At 32.8% G+C, this 18,349-nt stretch carries 17 protein-coding genes; 11 read left to right on the forward strand and 6 right to left on the reverse strand.

The genetic code is table 11. The features are described from left to right. Positions 1-116: 116 nt before the first annotated feature. From BTO05_RS02630 to BTO05_RS02640, 3 genes are read left to right on the forward strand one after another with little or no spacing between them, the layout of a single operon-like run. Entirely contained in the window at positions 117-887 is a 771-nt protein-coding gene (locus BTO05_RS02630) for a TIGR02757 family protein (RefSeq protein WP_087491168.1), read from the forward strand. 28 nt (positions 888-915) lie between these two features. Further along, entirely contained in the window at positions 916-2,403 is a 1,488-nt protein-coding gene (locus tag BTO05_RS02635) for a S10 family peptidase (protein ID WP_087491169.1), read from the forward strand. Between the two features lie 5 nt (positions 2,404-2,408). After that, complete coding sequence (locus BTO05_RS02640) at positions 2,409-2,645, forward strand: hypothetical protein (RefSeq protein WP_087491170.1); 237 nt, start codon at positions 2,409-2,411, stop codon at positions 2,643-2,645. 48 nt (positions 2,646-2,693) lie between these two features. On the opposite strand, the gene BTO05_RS02645 is transcribed toward BTO05_RS02640, so the two are convergent. Further along, on the reverse strand, positions 2,694-4,583 hold the full coding sequence (locus BTO05_RS02645; RefSeq protein WP_087491171.1) for a peptidase M61: 1,890 nt from the start codon (positions 4,581-4,583) through the stop codon (positions 2,694-2,696). Positions 4,584-4,680: 97 nt separating this feature from the next. On the opposite strand from BTO05_RS02645, the gene BTO05_RS02650 reads away from it, so the two are divergent. The 5 genes from BTO05_RS02650 to BTO05_RS02670 all read left to right on the forward strand — a co-directional run bounded on the left by BTO05_RS02650 (position 4,681) and on the right by BTO05_RS02670 (position 9,933). Further along, positions 4,681-5,688: a glycosyltransferase family 2 protein gene (locus BTO05_RS02650; RefSeq protein WP_087491172.1), complete on the forward strand. Its 1,008-nt coding sequence runs from the start codon at positions 4,681-4,683 to the stop codon at positions 5,686-5,688. 92 nt (positions 5,689-5,780) lie between these two features. Beyond that, positions 5,781-7,703, forward strand: a complete 1,923-nt coding sequence (locus tag BTO05_RS02655) for a BatA domain-containing protein (RefSeq protein WP_087491173.1) — start codon at positions 5,781-5,783, stop codon at positions 7,701-7,703. Next, positions 7,700-8,950, forward strand: coding sequence for a dihydroorotase (locus BTO05_RS02660; protein WP_087491174.1), 1,251 nt, complete (start codon positions 7,700-7,702; stop codon positions 8,948-8,950). The genes BTO05_RS02655 and BTO05_RS02660 overlap by 4 nt, the downstream gene beginning before the upstream one ends. 2 nt (positions 8,951-8,952) lie before the next feature. Beyond that, positions 8,953-9,282, forward strand: a complete 330-nt coding sequence (locus BTO05_RS02665; protein ID WP_087491175.1) for a hypothetical protein — start codon at positions 8,953-8,955, stop codon at positions 9,280-9,282. Positions 9,283-9,285: 3 nt separating this feature from the next. Then, positions 9,286-9,933: an alpha/beta hydrolase gene (locus BTO05_RS02670; protein WP_087491176.1), complete on the forward strand. Its 648-nt coding sequence runs from the start codon at positions 9,286-9,288 to the stop codon at positions 9,931-9,933. On the opposite strand, the gene BTO05_RS02675 is transcribed toward BTO05_RS02670, so the two are convergent. Then, on the reverse strand, positions 9,930-10,433 hold the full coding sequence (locus BTO05_RS02675) for a hydrolase (RefSeq protein WP_232459765.1): 504 nt from the start codon (positions 10,431-10,433) through the stop codon (positions 9,930-9,932). The genes BTO05_RS02670 and BTO05_RS02675 overlap by 4 nt on opposite strands. A 1-nt stretch (position 10,434) precedes the next feature. Continuing rightward, positions 10,435-11,196, reverse strand: coding sequence for an MBL fold metallo-hydrolase (locus BTO05_RS02680; RefSeq protein WP_087493267.1), 762 nt, complete (start codon positions 11,194-11,196; stop codon positions 10,435-10,437). Between the two features lie 88 nt (positions 11,197-11,284). Between BTO05_RS02680 and BTO05_RS02685 the strand changes: the two genes are divergently transcribed. Continuing rightward, on the forward strand, positions 11,285-12,736 hold the full coding sequence (locus tag BTO05_RS02685) for a nicotinate-nucleotide adenylyltransferase (RefSeq protein WP_087491177.1): 1,452 nt from the start codon (positions 11,285-11,287) through the stop codon (positions 12,734-12,736). 71 nt (positions 12,737-12,807) lie between these two features. Here the strand turns inward: BTO05_RS02685 and bcp are convergent, their stop codons facing one another. Further along, positions 12,808-13,263: a thioredoxin-dependent thiol peroxidase gene (gene bcp, locus BTO05_RS02690; RefSeq protein WP_087491178.1), complete on the reverse strand. Its 456-nt coding sequence runs from the start codon at positions 13,261-13,263 to the stop codon at positions 12,808-12,810. 35 nt (positions 13,264-13,298) lie between these two features. Here bcp and BTO05_RS02695 point away from each other — a divergent pair, with 35 nt between their 5' ends. Continuing rightward, positions 13,299-13,955 carry an endonuclease III domain-containing protein gene (locus tag BTO05_RS02695; RefSeq protein ID WP_087491179.1) on the forward strand — a complete coding sequence of 219 codons (657 nt, stop codon included), beginning with the start codon at positions 13,299-13,301 and terminating at the stop codon, positions 13,953-13,955. A gap of 242 nt (positions 13,956-14,197) precedes the next feature. Here the strand turns inward: BTO05_RS02695 and BTO05_RS02700 are convergent, their stop codons facing one another. Continuing rightward, complete coding sequence (locus tag BTO05_RS02700) at positions 14,198-14,782, reverse strand: RNA polymerase sigma factor (RefSeq protein ID WP_087491180.1); 585 nt, start codon at positions 14,780-14,782, stop codon at positions 14,198-14,200. A gap of 231 nt (positions 14,783-15,013) precedes the next feature. Here BTO05_RS02700 and uvrA point away from each other — a divergent pair, with 231 nt between their 5' ends. After that, entirely contained in the window at positions 15,014-17,803 is a 2,790-nt protein-coding gene (gene uvrA, locus BTO05_RS02705) for an excinuclease ABC subunit UvrA (protein WP_087491181.1), read from the forward strand. On the opposite strand, the gene BTO05_RS02710 is transcribed toward uvrA, so the two are convergent. After that, positions 17,798-18,304 (reverse strand): DinB family protein, encoded by a 507-nt coding sequence (locus BTO05_RS02710; protein ID WP_087491182.1) that lies wholly within the window; start codon positions 18,302-18,304, stop codon positions 17,798-17,800. The genes uvrA and BTO05_RS02710 overlap by 6 nt on opposite strands. Between the last annotated feature and the right edge of the window lie 45 nt (positions 18,305-18,349).

An 18,349-nucleotide genomic window follows, 5' to 3' on the forward strand; every position in this document is an offset into this window, starting at 1 on the left:
ACAGATTTACATCAGAAGTTAAGCGAAGTTAGTTTTAAAAAATGTAACATTCAATAGGTCAATATTATATTTATAAACGAGTAGATGTTAACTTAGCATTATAAATTGGCGCCATTTTGAAACTTAAAAAAGCAGAACTTAAAGATTTTCTAGATAGTAAGGTAGAACTCTACAACAACCCTAAGTTTATTGATAGCGACCCGATACAAATCCCTCATTTATTTTCTAAAAAAGAAGATATTGAGATTATCGGTTTCTTAACCGCAACTATTGCTTGGGGAAATCGTAAAAGTATTATTAACAATGCCAAGCGCATGGTAGATATGTTGGACAATTCTCCATACGAGTTTGTGATGCAACACCAAGAGTCTGATTTAGAAAAGCTCCAATCCTTTGTACATCGTACATTTAATGGATATGATTTTATACAGTTCATTACCAGTCTAAGACATATTTACAATACTCATAATGGTTTAGAAGACGTGATTGCAAAACATGCAGAGCAAGATTCTCTTCAGAATGCTATACATCAATTCAAACACCACTTTTTTGAAATAGAACACTTAGAACGTACAAAAAAACATGTTAGCGACCCATTAAAAAATTCTGCAGCCAAACGCATTAATATGTTTTTGCGTTGGATGGTGCGTGACGACAATAATGGCGTGGATTTTGGTATTTGGGAATCATTGTCTTCAAGCCAATTAAGTTGCCCATTAGATGTACATTCTGGGAATGTTGCACGCAAACTAGGATTACTGAAACGTAAGCAAAATGACAGTAAAGCCTTAGCAGAATTGGATAAAAATCTTCGTAAATTAGATGCTAATGACCCTGTTAAATATGATTTTGCGCTATTTGGTTTAGGCGTTTTTGAAGGGTTTTAGTTATTTTTAGATTTCAAAAAAACAACTTATGAACTACAGATTAACTTACCTCCTATTACTATTTGCTTTTATTAGCTTTTCACAAAACTTAGAAATCCCTGTAGATACGGTTTATACCACAAATCATTCTACACAAATCAAAGGAAAAACAGTAAACTATAAAGCTATGACTGGTTTTCAACCTGTTTGGAATACAGATGGCGAAGTTATGGCATCATTATATTATACCTATTATAAACGCACAAACGATAATAAAGGCAACAAACGACCATTGATAGTCTCTTTTAATGGCGGTCCAGGTTCGGCTTCAGTTTGGATGCATATTGCTTATACAGGGCCAAAAGTTTTGAATGTAGATAACGAAGGCTATCCTGTACAACCTTATGGTGTAAAAACTAATCCTAACTCTATTTTAGATGTTGCAGATATTGTTTTTGTAAATCCTGTCAATACAGGCTATTCTAGAAAAGTAATGCTTAAAGATGGAAAATACGAGGATGATAAAACCTTCTTTGGTATTAATGCCGATGTAAAATATTTAGCGAGTTGGATAAATACGTTTGTTACCAGAAATAATCGTTGGGAATCTCCAAAATACATCATTGGCGAAAGTTATGGTGGGACACGTGTTATGGGACTTGCGGCCGAATTACAAAATAGCCAATGGATGTATCTTAACGGTGTGATTATGGTATCGCCAGCAGATTATAAAGTCTTGCGTGTTGGTGGTCCTGTTTCTAGTAGTCTTAATTTACCTTATTATACAGCTGCGGCTTGGTATCACAAGATGTTACCAGCAGAATTACAAAATAAAGATTTACTAGATATACTTCCTGAAGCAGAAGATTTCGCGGTTAATAAACTCATACCAGCTATTGCCAAAGGTGGATTTATAACAGACACTGAACGTAAAGCCATTGCTGAAAAAATGAGTTATTATTCTGGATTATCAGAGAAAGTAATACTACAACAAAACTTAGATGTTCCAAACCGGTTTTTCTGGAAAGAATTACTACGTGATAAAACTGGACAAACCATTGGACGATTGGATAGTCGTTATTTAGGTATTGATAAAGTAGAAACTGGTACAAGTCCTGATTATAGTGCCGAATTAACGTCTTGGTTACATTCTTTCGCTCCGGCAATCAATTATTATATTCAGAATGAATTAAGCTTTAAAACAGACGTTAAATACAATGTGTTTGGTAATGTTGGCAATTGGGACAGAAGTAATGATAATGTTAGAGAAGGTCTGCGTCAAGCTATGGCACAAAATCCATATTTAAAGGTGTTAACGCAATCGGGATATTATGATGGCGCAACAACTTACTTTCAGGCAAAATATAGTCAGTGGCAAGTAGACCAAAGCGGAAAATTAAAAGACCGTTTTTCTTTTAAAGGTTACCGAAGTGGACATATGATGTATTTACGTAACGAAGACTTAATAAAAGCTAATGAGGATTTACGCGAGTTTATAAAGAATTCTAGTGCTAATGGAAAAGCGGCCAAGTACTAATTAAAATGGAGAGTATTATTGGAGAAGCACTAATTTTTGTTATTCTTGATATCATTGGAGGAACAATAAGATGGCTAATAGGAAGTGTTTGGAGAATTTTTACCAATAGACCAAAGAAAAGATATAAAGATTATATTTTTAATAAAGATGAATTTGAGCATTTTAATGATTCTCCTTATGGTTGTCTCAATATTATTGTAGCTATCATTTTCATAATAATAGTAGTTTTAATTTTAATATAAAAAAGGCTTCCAAATTGGAAGCCTTTTTTAAACCTAAAACTTTATTATTTATCCTTTTAACCAAGCGTTTCTTAAATCTACTTGTGCTTTAGTTGCCTTTTCATCTTCTATTAAACCGTTTGAAGTTGCGAATGCTTTAGTAAGCTTTGCTTTGATTTCAACTGGTTTTCCATCACGTTCTAAGGTCATCTCAATATCTTGTCCTTCTTGCCAAGCAACCATTCCTCCTATTACTTCTTGCGCGTTTTGTAATGTTAACTCTTTACCGTTAACAGTTTTGATGACATCATTTGCTTTAACATCCTGTGATTTCCAAAACGAATTTTTTGAAGCAACATCTGTAAAGAAAATACCTTTATCTGGTGCGCCACTAAATATAATGTTCTGTCCACCTGCAAAAATATAATTAGTTTCGACTTCAGTTTCGCCATTAACTAAACCAACCATACTAAAAAACTCGTCATAATTAATTGGCACATCACCTTCTACATGTGTCTTTAAAAATTCACCTACGCTAGGATAAGTCATTTCAATAATTTCAGCAATTAGCTTGTCATCTTCAAAAGGTTTTTCCTTTCCGTACTTAGCCGATAATTCTTTCATCAAAGACAACATACTACGTGTTCCATTACTTTCTTTACGCATAAAAATATCTATACACATACCGATTAGTGCACCTTTTTGGTATACGTTTGCATAATTATCTTTATAGCCTTCTTTGAGAACGTTTTCGCTCATTATCGTGAAACTTTGAGCATCGTTGTATCTTTTTGAGAAGTCTATTTTACCCATTATCACGTTATAGAAATCAGTAGGTTCAACCAATCCTTCATAAACCTGAAAATGTTGTGCAAAATACTCTGTTACACCTTCGTACATCCATAGATGTTTTGAAAATGTAGGTTCGTTATAATCGAAATAATGCACATCTTCAGAATGTACCGATAAAGGTGTTACAATATGAAAAAACTCATGTGCTACAACATCTGTCATTGATTTATCTAATTGCGCTTTCCCCATAGCTTCTGGTAATACAACAACAGTAGATGTGTGGTGCTCTAAAGCTCCAAAACCTTTAGGGGAATCTTCTTTTCCTTCAGATAAATACAAATAAATATCATAACGAGGCGTACTGTTAATAGCACCTAAATACGCTTTTTGACCTTTCATCATGTCAAACATAGTTTGCTTTAAACTTTCAGCAGTATGAACTTTATTTGGAGAATATACACTCAAAACAATTTTGATATCGCCTACCATGAATTCTTCTACATCTAAATTTCCATACATCATTGGATTATCTGTAATATCAAAATAACGCTCTGCAAAATATTTACTAGTAATTGTTTTACCATCTTCAGAAGTCTCAGAACCATTATCTTGTAGAGCAGAAGTTCTTTTAAAATCTGCTGGAGCAGAGACATCTAAGGCATATTGATTATTTTTAAGATTGTCAAAATAACCTATAAAACCATGAAGGTTTAATACAAAATTATCCTCTTCTATATTTGTTCCTGAAGGCGAAAAAGGAACTTCTTTACCAATACCACCAACTTTTTCTGTATCATAAGTGTCATTAACATAATATTCGATTCTGTCTAACTTAGTTGCATCTGTAATTGTCCATGTGTTAGTATCTACTTTTTCAACAGTAAGTGCATTTCCTTCATAATCTAAGGCTTTGAAATCGTCTACATACTTTCCAAAATCACTAACTGAATAAGTTCCTTGAACTACTTTTGGCAATCTATAAGTAACCGTTTCTACACTAAATCGACCTGGATTGATAACAACAGGTACTCTATCATTATCTACGTTAGTCAAATCTAGAGCAGTTACAATTGGGTTATTTACCGCAGAATCATCAACCTTTGGTTTTGTTGGACCACAGGCCACTAATACTACTGAAAGCGTAATAATTGAAATATATTTTTTCATTTTGTTAATTGTTTTTTTACTTGACGAGCAAATCTACTGTGAGTTACAAATAAATTTGAAAAATTTATGTTAAAATCAGGATTGTTATATTCGTGCCATGTCACAGCCACTTGTTAGTATTTTAACGCCTTTTAAGAATGTCTCAGATTATATCGAAGAATGTCTTAAATCCATAATAAATCAGAGTTATGCTAATTGGGAATTGCTAATCGTTGATGACCAATCTACAGATAACTCTTATACTATTGTAGAAAAATTCTCGAAATCTGATAATAGAATTAAACTCTACAAAAATGAGGGAAGCGGCATTATTAATGCGCTTCAAAAAGCATTTTCGGAAAGCTCGGGAGACTTCATTACACGTATGGATAGCGATGATATTATGACTCAAAATAAACTTGAAGTCATGGTGAATCAGCTTAACAAGTTTGGAAAGCAACATGTAGCTTTGGGTTTAGTAAAATACTTTAGCAAAACCGGAATTAGTGATGGCTATGCAAAATATGAAGCTTGGTTAAACAGGTTGACCAAAGAAGGCGCTAATTATTCTGAAATCTATAAAGAGTGTGTTATAGCCTCACCATGTTGGATGCTACATCGAGATGATTTATTGGCTTGCAATGCCTTTAATCCAAATAGATACCCTGAAGATTACGATTTGACCTTTAGATTCTATGAGCATGGTTTTAGATGTATTCCGAGCAATGAATTATTGCATTATTGGCGCGATTATAGTACAAGAACTTCAAGAACTCACGAGCATTATGCACAAAACTATTTTTTAGATATAAAGCTGCACTATTTTTTGAAACTTGACAACGATACCAGCAGACCAATTACTATTTGGGGTGCTGGTTATAAGGGAAAAAACATAGCAAAAGCATTGGTAGAACGCAACATTAAGTTTCATTGGATTTGTGACAATAAGAAGAAAATTGGTAAAGATATTTATGGTGTAAAATTGCAGCCTTTTGAAGATTTAAAAGCTATTAAAAATCCTCAAACGATTGTTACAGTAGCCAATGATACAGAACAAAAAAACATTGTTTCCTACTTTGATAACCTAAATATGAAGCCAATGACAGATTATTTTTTCTTCTGCTAAAAACTAAACGTTAAATTTCTCAAAATCGACACTTTGTAATCTTCATTCAATTCCTATATTTGAAGTTAACTACTAATTGATAACAAAAGCGAATGCAGTTTAAACATCCTGAGCTTCTGTGGGCATTACTTCTACTGCTTATTCCTATTATCATTCATTTATTTCAACTAAGACGTTTTCAAAAAGTTGCTTTTACTAACGTAAAGTTTTTAAAGAATGTAAAGCTTCAAACACGTAAAAGTTCTCAGATAAAAAAATGGCTAGCATTAATTACCCGATTATTGTTAATGGCTTGTTTGGTTTTTGCATTTGCACAGCCTTTTACAACTAATTCAGATACGTTTAATACAAAAAACGAAACAGTAATTTATCTCGACAATTCTTTCAGCATGCAAGCCAAAGGCAATAATGGTAGCTTACTTAATGAAGCCATTCAAGATATTTTAAAGAGTTACAGCGACCAAGAAGAACTAACCATTTTTACAAACGATAATACGTATAGAAACACCTCAATAAAAGCTATAAATAATGATTTAATAAAACTAAGCCACTCATCGACACAACTCGATTATAGTTCGGCTTTTTTAAAAGGAAAGCAATTTTTTTCAAAAGATGAGACTTCGGTAAAAAATCTTGTTTTGGTCTCAGATTTTCAACAAAAGGATAAACCTCTAGAGTTTACAGCTGATAGTTCAGTTACCTTAAGATTGGTTCAGCCTAAAGCGATTTACAGTAATAACATTAGTATTGATAGTGTTTACATAGACAAATACACTAACGAGAATACTGAGATTGGAATTAATCTATCTCATCTAGGAGAACCTATCAAAAATGTTTCAGTAGCATTGCATAATAATGAAGAATTAGTTGCAAAAACTTCAGTAGATATAGCTACAGAAGCAAAAACAACATTTACAATTCCTAACAATACATCATTTAATGGGGTATTATCAATAGAAGATGCAAGTCTGCAATACGACAATTCATTTTATTTCAACATTAATCTAAATGACAAAATCAAAGTTTTGTCTATTAACGAAGCTTCTGACAATTTTCTTAGGAAACTATATACCGATGATGAATTTATATACAAATCCTACGATTATAAATCTTTAGACTACAGTAATCTTGAAAGTCAAAATCTCATTATTCTAAACGAACTAGAGACTATTTCTAATGCACTTATTTCTGCTTTAAAAGCGTTTAAAAGTGATGGTGGTACTGTATTAATAATTACTTCAGGTAAATTGAATTTAAATTCATACAATCAATTACTTAGAGAATTAGATTTACCATATATAACTAGTCAATTTAAATCTGAAAAACGTATTACTACAATAAACTATGACCATCCGATTTTAAGAGATGCTTTTTACACACGTATTTCTAATTTTCAATATCCAAAAGTGAATTCTTACTATGCTTTAAGCTCTTCTTCAAATGCAATCTACTCATACGAAGACAGTAACCCTTTTCTTATTGGGAAACAAAAAGCATTTCTATTTACATCAGCAATAAATTCAAAAAACAGCAATTTTAAAAAATCACCATTAATCGTGCCTGCTCTTTATAATATAGCAAAGCAAAGTCTTGAAATTCCTAAGCTCTACTACTCCATTGGAAACGCAAACACCATAGATATTAATACAACAATTGGTCAAGATGCAATTTTGAGTTTTGAAAAAGATGGTAAAAAAACAATACCACTACAACAAACATTTAGTAAAAAAGTAAGTCTAATTACTGGTGATTACCCAAAATCATCTGGTATTATAAATGTTATGAATAACACAGTATTGCTAAAAAAATTAAGTTTCAACTACAAGCGTAATGAAAGCAATCTGACCTATTACAATCTTAGCAATAATAACAACTATACTATCGATACATCATTATCATCAACAATCGAAACCATAAAAAGTAACGCAAGTATTAATGCGCTATGGAAATGGTTTGTTATTTTTGCGCTAGTATTTTTAATTATAGAAATGCTAATTCTAAAATATCCTAAATGAATGCACTCCTAAAATCTGCTACAGTCGTTGATTCTAAAAGTGATTTCCACAATCAGAACGTTGATATTTTAATTGAAAACGGCACTATTACCAAGATTTCAAAACGCATTTTAAATCCAAAAAATTACCGAGAGATTAAATTAGACAACCTTCATGTATCGCAAGGATGGTTTGATAGCTCTGTCTCATTTGGTGAACCAGGCTTTGAAGAGCGAGAAACTATAGCTAATGGATTAAACACCGCTGCTAAGTCAGGATTTACGTCTCTTGCACTTAACGCAAATACAAATCCAGTACTTGATAGTAACGCAGATATTGCTTTTGTGCTTTCAAAATCTAACACACACGCAGTAGACCTAAAACCTATTGGAGCGCTTACAAAATCATCTGAAGGCATTGATTTAGCAGAATTATTTGATATGAAAAATGCTGGAGCAATAGCATTCTACGATTACAAAAAGCCAATTAGCAATCCTAACTTACTAAAAATTGCCTTACAGTACACAAGTGGTTTCGATGGCTTAGTTTGTTCTTTTCCTCAGGAGTCTATGATTTCTGGACATGGTGTTATGAACGAACATATAAATAGCACTAAACTAGGATTAAAAGGAAATCCTGCATTAGCTGAAGAACTCCAAGTAGCTAGGGATTTATTTTTGTTAGAATACACTAAAGGAAAGCTTCATATACCTACAATAAGCACTGCTAAATCAGTAGAGCTTATAAGAGAGGCTAAATCTAAAAAACTTGATGTTACATGTTCTGTAGCCATACATAACCTCTATTTTACTGACAATAAAATACAAGACTTTGACGCTAATTTTAAAGTTTTACCGCCGTTGAGGACTCAAAACGATATTGATGGTTTGTTAGAAGGTTTAAGAGATGGAACAATAGATATGGTTACTACTGACCACAATCCCATTGATATTGAAAATAAAAAAGTAGAATTTGACCATGCCGAATTCGGTACTATAGGCTTAGAATCTGCTTTTGGAGCACTTCAAAATATATTTACAACAAAAAAAACAGTAGCACTCTTAACCAAAGGAAAAAATCGCTTTGGTATCGAAGAACATCCAATTGCTGAAGGTCAAAAAGCCAACTTGTCTCTCTTTAATCCTGATATTAAATATACATTTAGCAAAAGCGATATCCATTCGACCTCAAAAAATAGTTGTTTTTTAGAAACAGAGCTAAAGGGAAAAGTCTACGGTATCATTGCTAACAACAAAATCGAATTGTAATAATGACAAACGAAACTATAAATGAAGGCAAGCAATTTGCTGTGATTGCATACATAACAATCATTGGCACATTAATAGCTTATTACCTAAGTCAAGAAAAAAAGAATGCGTTTACTGCTTTTCATGTTAGACAAGGTTTAGGTCTTTGGCTTCTATTCTTCATATTAGGATACGTAGTTGGTGGTTTTAATAGCTGGGAAGTTACAACTGCCTTTTATATATTTTTTTTAGTATTATTCTCTTATGGTGTTATTGGCGCTGTAACAGGAAAGCTTCATAAATTGCCTTTAGTTGGTGACGTTTTTCAAAAAATATTCAAGGCTTTACAATAAAATATGTCAGCAAAACTTCAGTATATAAAACGTCCATCGACGTTAACAGAAAATGCACCCTTATTAATTCTTTGTCATGGTTACGGAAGTGATGAAAACGATTTGTTCTCATTTGCAACAGAACTTCCTGATGAATTATTTATAATCTCAGTAAGAGCACCATATCAATTACAACCTTACGGTAATGCATGGTACGCAATTAATTTTGACGCAGAACAAGGTAAATGGAGCGATGATGAACAGGCTAAATTATCTAGAGATACATTAGCTGAATTTATAGATTATGCTTGTGAAACTTATCCTGTAAACAAAGACAATGTATCGTTCTTAGGTTTTAGTCAAGGTACTATTCTGAGCTATTCGTTAGCATTGACCTATCCAGAAAAAGTTAAAAACATTGTCGCTTTAAGTGGTTATGTAAATGAAGCTATTTTTCCAGAAAATTTGAATAAAGACAACTACAAACATCTTGATTTTTATTGCTCACATGGAAGCTTAGACCAAGTCATACCAGTAGATTGGGCAAGACGAAGTAAACCATTTTTAGACAATCTAGAAATTAAAAATACCTATAGCGAATTCCCTGTTGGTCATGGTGTTGCACCTCAAAACTTTTTTGAATTTAAAGATTGGCTAATAGAGCGTATCTAGTTAACCGGATATAAAAAGTAATCATCTAGTTTATAAATCACTTCTCCCTTATCAGTTGCCTCATAATTGATAAATAGCTCTCCCCAATGTTTACCATCAGTGAAATTAGCAAGTATCCATTTGTGATTTAGAATTCTTATTTGATCAATGATAATTTTTGATTCGGTCATAGAAGCATAAGGTACAATTGGATGATCCACGCCTTTGTAAACATTCATTTCAAGAAGACCGTCTTTGATTTTTGGTAATAATTCTTCTGTGTTAATACCTTGATTTTCAAAATAATCAACAGCTTCTTCATTACCATCTATAGTAAAGAATGATAAATCGAATACTCTGTCATTTAATTTTATACGTTCATCTTCTAAATCTGTAATTTTAGTCTTGAAGGTATTAATGTCCTTTTCATACTTATCAATAATACCTTTTGAATTCGCATACTGAAAAATTATCAGTAAAACAGAAAAAATAAATAAGTACATAAAGATTCTACTTTTCATATCATATTGTAATTTGAAGATTATCGTAAGCTAAATAAACGTTTTCTGGTAATTTTTGTTGCACCTCGTCATGAAAACCCATGTGGTGACTAATATGAGTTAAATAAGCTCTTTTAGGCTTTACTTTTTCAATAAAACCCAGCGCTTCGTTAAGATTAAAATGTGAGACATGTGGTTCTTCACGCAACGCATTAACGACTAAAACCTCTAAGTTTTGAAGTTTTTCTATTTCGGAATCTTCAATAGTTTTCATGTCCGTCAAATAAGCAAATTTATCAAAACGGTAGCCATAAACTTGTAATGTATTATGCAAACCATCAATTGGTATAACTTTTAAATCGCCTATTGAAAATAAATTTCCATCAACGTAATGCTCGTTCACACTTGGTGCACCTGGATACTTATTTTCTGTTTCAAATATGTAAGAAAATGTGCGCTCCAAAGCTTTCATTACACGACGATGCGCATAAATATCTATGTTACCTTGACGAAAAAAGAAAGGTCGTATATCGTCTAAACCCATTATATGGTCAGCATGCTCGTGTGTAAAAATAATACCATCAACCTTAGTACATTTTGACCTAAGCATTTGTTGTCTAAAATCAGCACCACAATCAATAACATAACTATAATTATCCCATTGTACCAATACAGAAACACGTAAACGCTTATCTTTTGGATTATCACTCAAACAAACAGGATGTGTGCTTCCTATTACAGGTATTCCTTGGGATGTTCCGGTGCCTAAAAATGTTACTTTCAACTGTGTTAAGTTTGTAACAAAAATAAGGTTATTTTTTTGTTTGCTATGCGAAAACAGTACATTTGTAGTGCTTGAAAATTCAACAATTATGACTGAAATAACATACAGAGCTGATAAAGAATTTGATAATATTCCTTCTCTCAGAGATAAATGTTTACGTATTAATCTTAATGCAGACATTTATGGCTCTTTTGCTGAGATTGGTGCAGGACAAGAAACCGTGCGTCAGTTTTTTAGAGCTGGAGGTGCATCAGGTACTATTGCAAAAACTATGTCTGCGTATGATAAAGATTTTAGTGATGCCATTTATGGAATTGAGAATGACAAACGCTATGTAACAGAGGCTAGATTACGTAAAATGCTTGACCATGAAATGAACCTCATGGAAGAGCGTATTACGAGAGACAAACATCCTGATAAAATCTTCTTTACCTATGCTAATACTGTAGCTACAATTGATTTCGCAAAAAAATACATGGGTCACGGTTGGGTTGGAATTAAATACCAAGTTGAACCAGATGGCGATTATAATGAAATTGTATTACACCTTCGTTTTAAAGAGAATGACGCTAGATTACAACAAGAAACTTTAGGTGTTTTAGGAACTAATCTTATTTATGGTGCTTTCTATAAATATAACGAACCTAAAAAATTATTACGCTACCTATATGACCACTTAGACAAAGACCAATTAGAAATTGATACGATTAATTTTTCAGGTCCTGTTTTTGAAAATGTCGATAACCGACTAATGAGTTTACAATTGGTAAAAAACGGTATGACTGATGCCGTTATGTTTTCGCCGGATGGAAATAACGTACTTCCTGCTCGTGTTTTATACAAGAAAAACATCTTAGCACTTAGAGGTAGTTTTAGACCTGTGACTAAAGTAAACATGGATATGTTTGAGAAATCTTACGAAATGTTTATTAAGGAGAATAAAGTTAATAAAGAGAAAACACAAGTTATATTCGAAATCACATTATCCAATCTTCGTGCTGAAGGAGAAATTGATGAACAAGATTTTATGGATCGTGCACGCTTACTTTGCTCTCTTGGTCAAACTGTGTTAATATCGAACTTCAAGGAATACTACAAGTTAGTTGAATATTTTTCTCAATATTCAAAAAACAGAATGGGATTAGCTATGGGTGTCAACAACTTAGTAGATATTTTTGACGAAAAGTATTACCGTCATTTAAGTGGTGGTATTCTCGAAGCCTTTGGTAAGCTTTTTTACAAAGATTTACGTGTATACTTATACCCAATGGTTAATGAAGATGGAAGTATCACATCTAGTGAAAACCTTAAAGTTCACCCACGAATGAAAGAATTATACAAATTCTTCAAGTATAACGGTAAAGTGGTAGACATTAATGATTACGACCCATCTATACTTTCAATTTTCTCAAGAAAAGTATTAGCAAAAATTGCTGCTGGTGAAACGGGTTGGGAAAGTATGCTTCCTGAAGGCGTTGCAAAACTCATTAAAGAAAAAGCTTTATTTGGATATGAATCTGAAGAGGTTATGCATAAATAAAATATATCTTCAAATAAAAAAAGCGACTTTACCTATGTGAAGTCGCTTTTTTTATTTGAAGATTATAGATTTTAAGCATCTAAAATCTGCTCAGCATGAGCTTTTGTCTTTACTTTTAAGATAACGTCTTCTAAAACGCCATCTTCGTCAATTACAAAGGTTGTACGGTGAATACCATCATATTCTTTACCCATAAACTTTTTTGGCCCCCAAACACCAAACGCTTCAATAACTGATTTATCCTCGTCTGCTAAAAGCGGATATTCAAAACCATATTTTTTTTTAAAATTAGACTGACGTTTTTGACTATCTGCACTTACACCTAAAATTGCATAATTCTGAGATTCAAAACGTTTAAAATTATCATTTAAATTACAGGCTTCTGCTGTACAACCTGGTGTACTCGCTTTTGGATAAAAGAAAACAACAAGCTTTTTTCCTTTATAATCACTTAGTTTAATAGTATTTCCATCTTGATCCAAAGCTTCAAAATTTGGTGCCTTATCTCCTACTTTTAAATGCGTCATAATGTTTAAATTTGTTTTTTGTAAAAATACAATGAATGACAAAGCAAGAAAAGGTAGAATTTGTTATAACTACGTTAAAAGACTTATATCCTGAAATTCCAATTCCTCTAGACAATAAAGACCCATATACGCTATTAATAGCGGTATTGTTATCTGCGCAATGTACAGATGTCCGTGTAAACCAAATTACACCACTATTATTTGCAAAGGCAGATAATCCGTATGATATGATAAAAATGTCGGTAGAAGAAATAAAGGAGATAATTAGACCTTGCGGACTAAGCCCAATGAAAAGTAAAGGCATTTACGGTTTATCAAAAATTCTATTAGAAAAGCACAAAGGTGAAGTTCCTCAAAGTTTTGAAGACCTTGAAGAATTACCAGCAGTTGGACATAAAACAGCAAGTGTAGTTATGAGTCAAGCTTTTGGTGTTCCTGCTTTTCCTGTGGATACACACATCCATCGTTTAATGTATCGTTGGAATCTAACAAACGGTAAAAGTGTTACTCAAACCGAAAAAGATGCTAAACGCTTGTTCCCTGAAGAAACTTGGAACGATTTACATCTTCAAATTATTTGGTATGGTCGTGAATATTCACCAGCTCGAGGCTGGGACTTAGATAAAGACATCATTACAAAAACGATAGGTCGAAAAACAGTTTTGAATGATTATTTTAAAAATAGGAAATAAACAAAAAGCCCTGATTTAAATAAATCAGGGCTTTTTTTAAACTAATTCAGAAGCGCTTCGAACTTCATTTTTTTATAACAATTAACACGTAAAGCCTTAGAATAATTCAGTAGAAAATCTACTGTCTCTTTTTTTGGGTTAAGTTGAATTTTTTTTGAGGTGTAGTTAGAGTAAATTTTTGCCATTTGCATAATTTTATGTTGATATAAAACTGATAACGCAAAAAAAACTCTTTTATTATATCAATTTGTCAAAACGATATTATGCTGCTCAATAACCTTACGAAGATTAATTAACGCGTAACGCATTCTGCCCAACGCAGTATTAATACTAACACCTGTACGCTCTGATATTTCTTTAAAGCTCATATCTTGATACATACGCATCACTAATACTTGCTTTTGGTCTTCTGGTAATTCTTCAATAATACGTCTTACATCAGACTCTACCTGGTCTTTAATCAAAGTCTTTTCAGCATTTAAAGAAGAATCACTCAATACAGAAAAAATACTAAACTCACCAGAATTATCGAATTTTGGCATACGCTTATTACGTCTAAAATGGTCTATTACCAAATTATGAGCAATACGCATTACCCAAGGCAAAAATTTACCTTCCTCGTTATACTTTCCTCTTTTTAAAGTTCTAATCACTTTAATAAAAGTATCCTGAAAGACATCTTCAGTGATATCTCTATCAAATACTTTTGAATAGATAAAACTATAGATTTTTTGTTTGTGCCTGTTTATCAATATGGATAATGCACCTTCATCTCCGTTAATGTAATTTTTGACTAAGACTGCGTCTTCGATAAGTTTTCTTTTCATAACATGTACTTTAAGCAACAAAGCCTAGGCTTTGCTCGGGGTTTCTAGCTTATTCTTAAAGTAATATTATGTATACGCAGCTGTTTTTATGAGTATTATAAATTCAAATAAACAAGAATCATTCCGAAAAAACAAAATTTCAGCCTAAATTTTAACATTTAATCTAACATATTATCATTTTCGTCTGTGAATTAGTTATGGTATCTTTGCAAAACTTGTATCAAAAATTCTATGAACACAGCTGTTTTAGACGTCAATCCTAAAGAAAATATCATTATTAAGGGTGCAAAATTGCATAACTTAAAAAATATTGATGTTGTCATTCCACGTAATAAACTCGTGGTTATAACTGGCTTATCAGGCTCAGGAAAATCTAGCTTAGCCTTTGATACACTTTATGCTGAAGGTCAGCGACGTTATGTAGAGAGTCTTAGTAGTTATGCACGTCAGTTTTTAGGGCGTCTTAATAAGCCAAAAGTAGATTATATAAAAGGGATTGCGCCAGCTATAGCAATAGAGCAAAAGGTAAATTCTACAAATCCGCGATCTACAGTAGGCACCACTACTGAAATTTATGACTATCTAAAACTTCTATTCGCTCGTATAGGTAAAACTTACTCACCCATTTCTGGTGATTTGGTAAAAAAGCATCGCACTACAGATGTCATCGATTACATTTCTAAATTTGACGAAGGCACAAAACTACTGCTCTTGTCTCCTATCGTTCTGGAAGAAGACAGAACTATCGAAAACAAACTACAAACACTTTTGGCTCAAGGATATGCCAGAGTAAAAGTAAAAGATGAAGTTTTAAGAATAGATGACGTATTAAAAACTGAAATAAAAAGCGCTAAAAACCTCTATTTAGTAGTTGATAGAATTGTATACAAAGATGATGAAGATTTCCTGAATCGACTAGCAGATGCAGTAGAAACAGCTTTTTTTGAAGGAGTTGGGACTTGTATCATAGAATCCTTATCAGATAAAAAACAAAAATCTTTTAATAATAAATTTGAATTAGACGGAATGGTTTTTTTAGAACCAAACGCCCATTTATTCAGTTTTAATAATCCTTATGGTGCTTGCCCAAAATGTGAAGGCTATGGCGATGTTATCGGTATTGACGAAGACTTGGTAATTCCTAATACAGCACTTTCAGTTTATGAAAATGCAGTTTTTCCGTGGCGTGGAGAAAGTATGAGTTGGTACCGAGATCAATTGGTTAACAATTCTCACAAATTTGATTTTCCTATTCATAAATCGTTTTTTGAATTAAGCTCTGAACAACAAGCTTTGGTATGGTCTGGCAATCAATATTTTGAAGGTCTAGATAACTTTTTTGCCGAACTTGAATCAAAAGCTTATAAAATTCAGAATCGCGTTATGCTATCACGGTACCGTGGTAAAACTAAATGTAATGTCTGTAAAGGCAAACGTTTACGAGAAGAAGCAAGCTATGTCAAAATTTATGATAAGACCGTTATGGATTTGGTAGATTTGCCTCTGGACGAATTAAGTTCATTCTTTAAAGATTTAAAATTAGGAGAACACGATACTAAAATCGCTAAACGCTTACTTAAAGAAATAAACACAAGACTAGAATTCTTATCCAATGTAGGTCTTAATTACCTGACTTTAAATAGAAAATCGAACACACTTTCTGGTGGGGAGAGTCAACGTATAAACTTAGCAACTTCACTAGGTAGCAGCCTAGTCGGTTCAATGTATATATTAGATGAGCCTAGTATTGGTCTACACCCAAAAGATACCGAAAGATTGATTGACGTTTTAAAATCGCTTAGAGATTTAGGTAATACAGTTATTGTTGTAGAACATGACGAAGACATTATGAAATCAGCTGATGAAGTCATTGATATTGGTCCAGAAGCAGGTACTTTTGGAGGTCAAGTTGTTGCAACAGGTACATTTAAAGACATATTGGTTTCTGACTCATTAACAGCACAATACCTAAATGGTAAATTAAAAATTGAGTTGCCAAAAAAACGAAGAACTTCAAAATACAGTATTGAGGTTATTGGAGCTCGAGAAAATAATCTCAAAAATATAGATGTTACTTTTCCTCTAAACATGCTTACGGTAATTACTGGTGTATCAGGTAGTGGAAAAAGTACGCTCGTTAAAAAGTTACTTTATCCTGCACTTCAAAAAAAGCTAACTGGATTTGGAGATAAGCCAGGTCAATTCACTGAATTAAAAGGTAATTTTACTAATATTGAAAATGTCGAGTTTGTTGACCAGAACCCGATTGGACGTTCATCACGCTCAAATCCCGTTACTTACATAAAAGCATATGATGACATTAGAGCTCTATTTGCGTCGCAAAAACTGAGTAAAATTAGAAATTACCAAGCTAAACACTTTAGCTTTAATGTAGATGGTGGACGTTGTGAGACCTGTAAAGGTGAAGGAGAAGTCACTATCGAAATGCAATTTATGGCCGATGTGCACCTAACTTGTGAGACTTGTAATGGAAAGCGCTTTAAAAAAGAAGTATTAGAGGTTAATTTTGAAGGGAAATCTATTGATGACATTCTAAATATGACCATTGATAACGCTGTAGCGTTTTTCTCTGAGCACAAGCAGTCTAAAATAGAAAGAAAACTACAGCCGCTTAAAGATGTTGGTTTGGGTTATGTAACTTTAGGGCAGTCATCATCTACACTTTCTGGTGGCGAAGCACAACGTATTAAATTAGCTTCTTTTTTAGGCAAAGGTTCACGTGGTGATACGACCTTATTTATATTTGATGAACCTACAACTGGTTTGCATTTTCATGATATCAAAAAATTATTAAAATCATTTCAAGCTCTAATCGAAATTGGTCATTCAATAATTGTAATAGAGCATAATATAGATTTAATCAAGTGTGCCGACCATATTATTGATTTGGGTCCAGAAGGTGGAAAAAATGGTGGTCAACTTGTAGCTTTTGGTACACCTGAGGATATTTTAAAAAATAAAGAATCGATTACTGGTAAATATTTGAAGGATAAACTATAAATATCTTTCCTTAATGACGTTGTTATGATGGTTCTCATGACCAGTAATAATATAACCAATTGCTCTAACAGAAACCGGTGAGCCACTCGCCTTGCCTATTGCTTTTAAGTCTTCAACTGAGAAAGAATTAAACAAAGCCAATGTTGCGTTTCGGACAGCTTTGTATTCTTCAAGTAAACTGCTAATACTTCTGCTATTAGCTTTACCAGCTTCAACATAATCATCTTGTTCAAAGCCAACCATTTCAGTCCTATCTTGCCTTGCAATACGCATCGCACGATAAGCAAAAACGCGTTCAGTATCAATAATATGCAACAAGATGTCTTTTGGAGTCCATTTTCCATCAGCATATGAAAATTCTAATTTGTCATTTGCTATACTTTGGTAAAAATCTACAACAGATATTAAATTCTGCTTTAAACTCTCAGTAATATCTGATTTAGTAGCTAATTGTATATATGGCAAGTAATAAGGGTTAAATTCTTCGGGTGATAAATTCATAATAAAATCTAATTTAAGTGTCGAAGATAAAAAAAGCCCTAGCAA

The sequence above is a fragment of the Winogradskyella sp. PC-19 genome, from assembly GCF_002163855.1.
Classification (GTDB): Bacteria; Bacteroidota; Bacteroidia; order Flavobacteriales; family Flavobacteriaceae; genus Winogradskyella.

Coding starts and splice junctions, on each gene's coding strand:
- BTO05_RS02645 (WP_087491171.1), bottom strand. CDS start 4,583: ATGAAAAAATATATTTCAATTATTACGCTTTCAGTAGTATTAGTGGCC.
- BTO05_RS02710 (WP_087491182.1), bottom strand. CDS start 18,304: ATGAATTTATCACCCGAAGAATTTAACCCTTATTACTTGCCATATATA.
- BTO05_RS02675 (WP_232459765.1), bottom strand. CDS start 10,433: ATGAAAAGTAGAATCTTTATGTACTTATTTATTTTTTCTGTTTTACTG.
- BTO05_RS02650 (WP_087491172.1), top strand. CDS start 4,681: ATGTCACAGCCACTTGTTAGTATTTTAACGCCTTTTAAGAATGTCTCA.
- BTO05_RS02635 (WP_087491169.1), top strand. CDS start 916: ATGAACTACAGATTAACTTACCTCCTATTACTATTTGCTTTTATTAGC.
- BTO05_RS02640 (WP_087491170.1), top strand. CDS start 2,409: ATGGAGAGTATTATTGGAGAAGCACTAATTTTTGTTATTCTTGATATC.
- BTO05_RS02665 (WP_087491175.1), top strand. CDS start 8,953: ATGACAAACGAAACTATAAATGAAGGCAAGCAATTTGCTGTGATTGCA.
- BTO05_RS02660 (WP_087491174.1), top strand. CDS start 7,700: ATGAATGCACTCCTAAAATCTGCTACAGTCGTTGATTCTAAAAGTGAT.
- BTO05_RS02655 (WP_087491173.1), top strand. CDS start 5,781: ATGCAGTTTAAACATCCTGAGCTTCTGTGGGCATTACTTCTACTGCTT.
- uvrA (WP_087491181.1), top strand. CDS start 15,014: ATGAACACAGCTGTTTTAGACGTCAATCCTAAAGAAAATATCATTATT.
- BTO05_RS02685 (WP_087491177.1), top strand. CDS start 11,285: ATGACTGAAATAACATACAGAGCTGATAAAGAATTTGATAATATTCCT.
- BTO05_RS02700 (WP_087491180.1), bottom strand. CDS start 14,782: ATGAAAAGAAAACTTATCGAAGACGCAGTCTTAGTCAAAAATTACATT.
- BTO05_RS02670 (WP_087491176.1), top strand. CDS start 9,286: ATGTCAGCAAAACTTCAGTATATAAAACGTCCATCGACGTTAACAGAA.
- BTO05_RS02695 (WP_087491179.1), top strand. CDS start 13,299: ATGACAAAGCAAGAAAAGGTAGAATTTGTTATAACTACGTTAAAAGAC.
- bcp (WP_087491178.1), bottom strand. CDS start 13,263: ATGACGCATTTAAAAGTAGGAGATAAGGCACCAAATTTTGAAGCTTTG.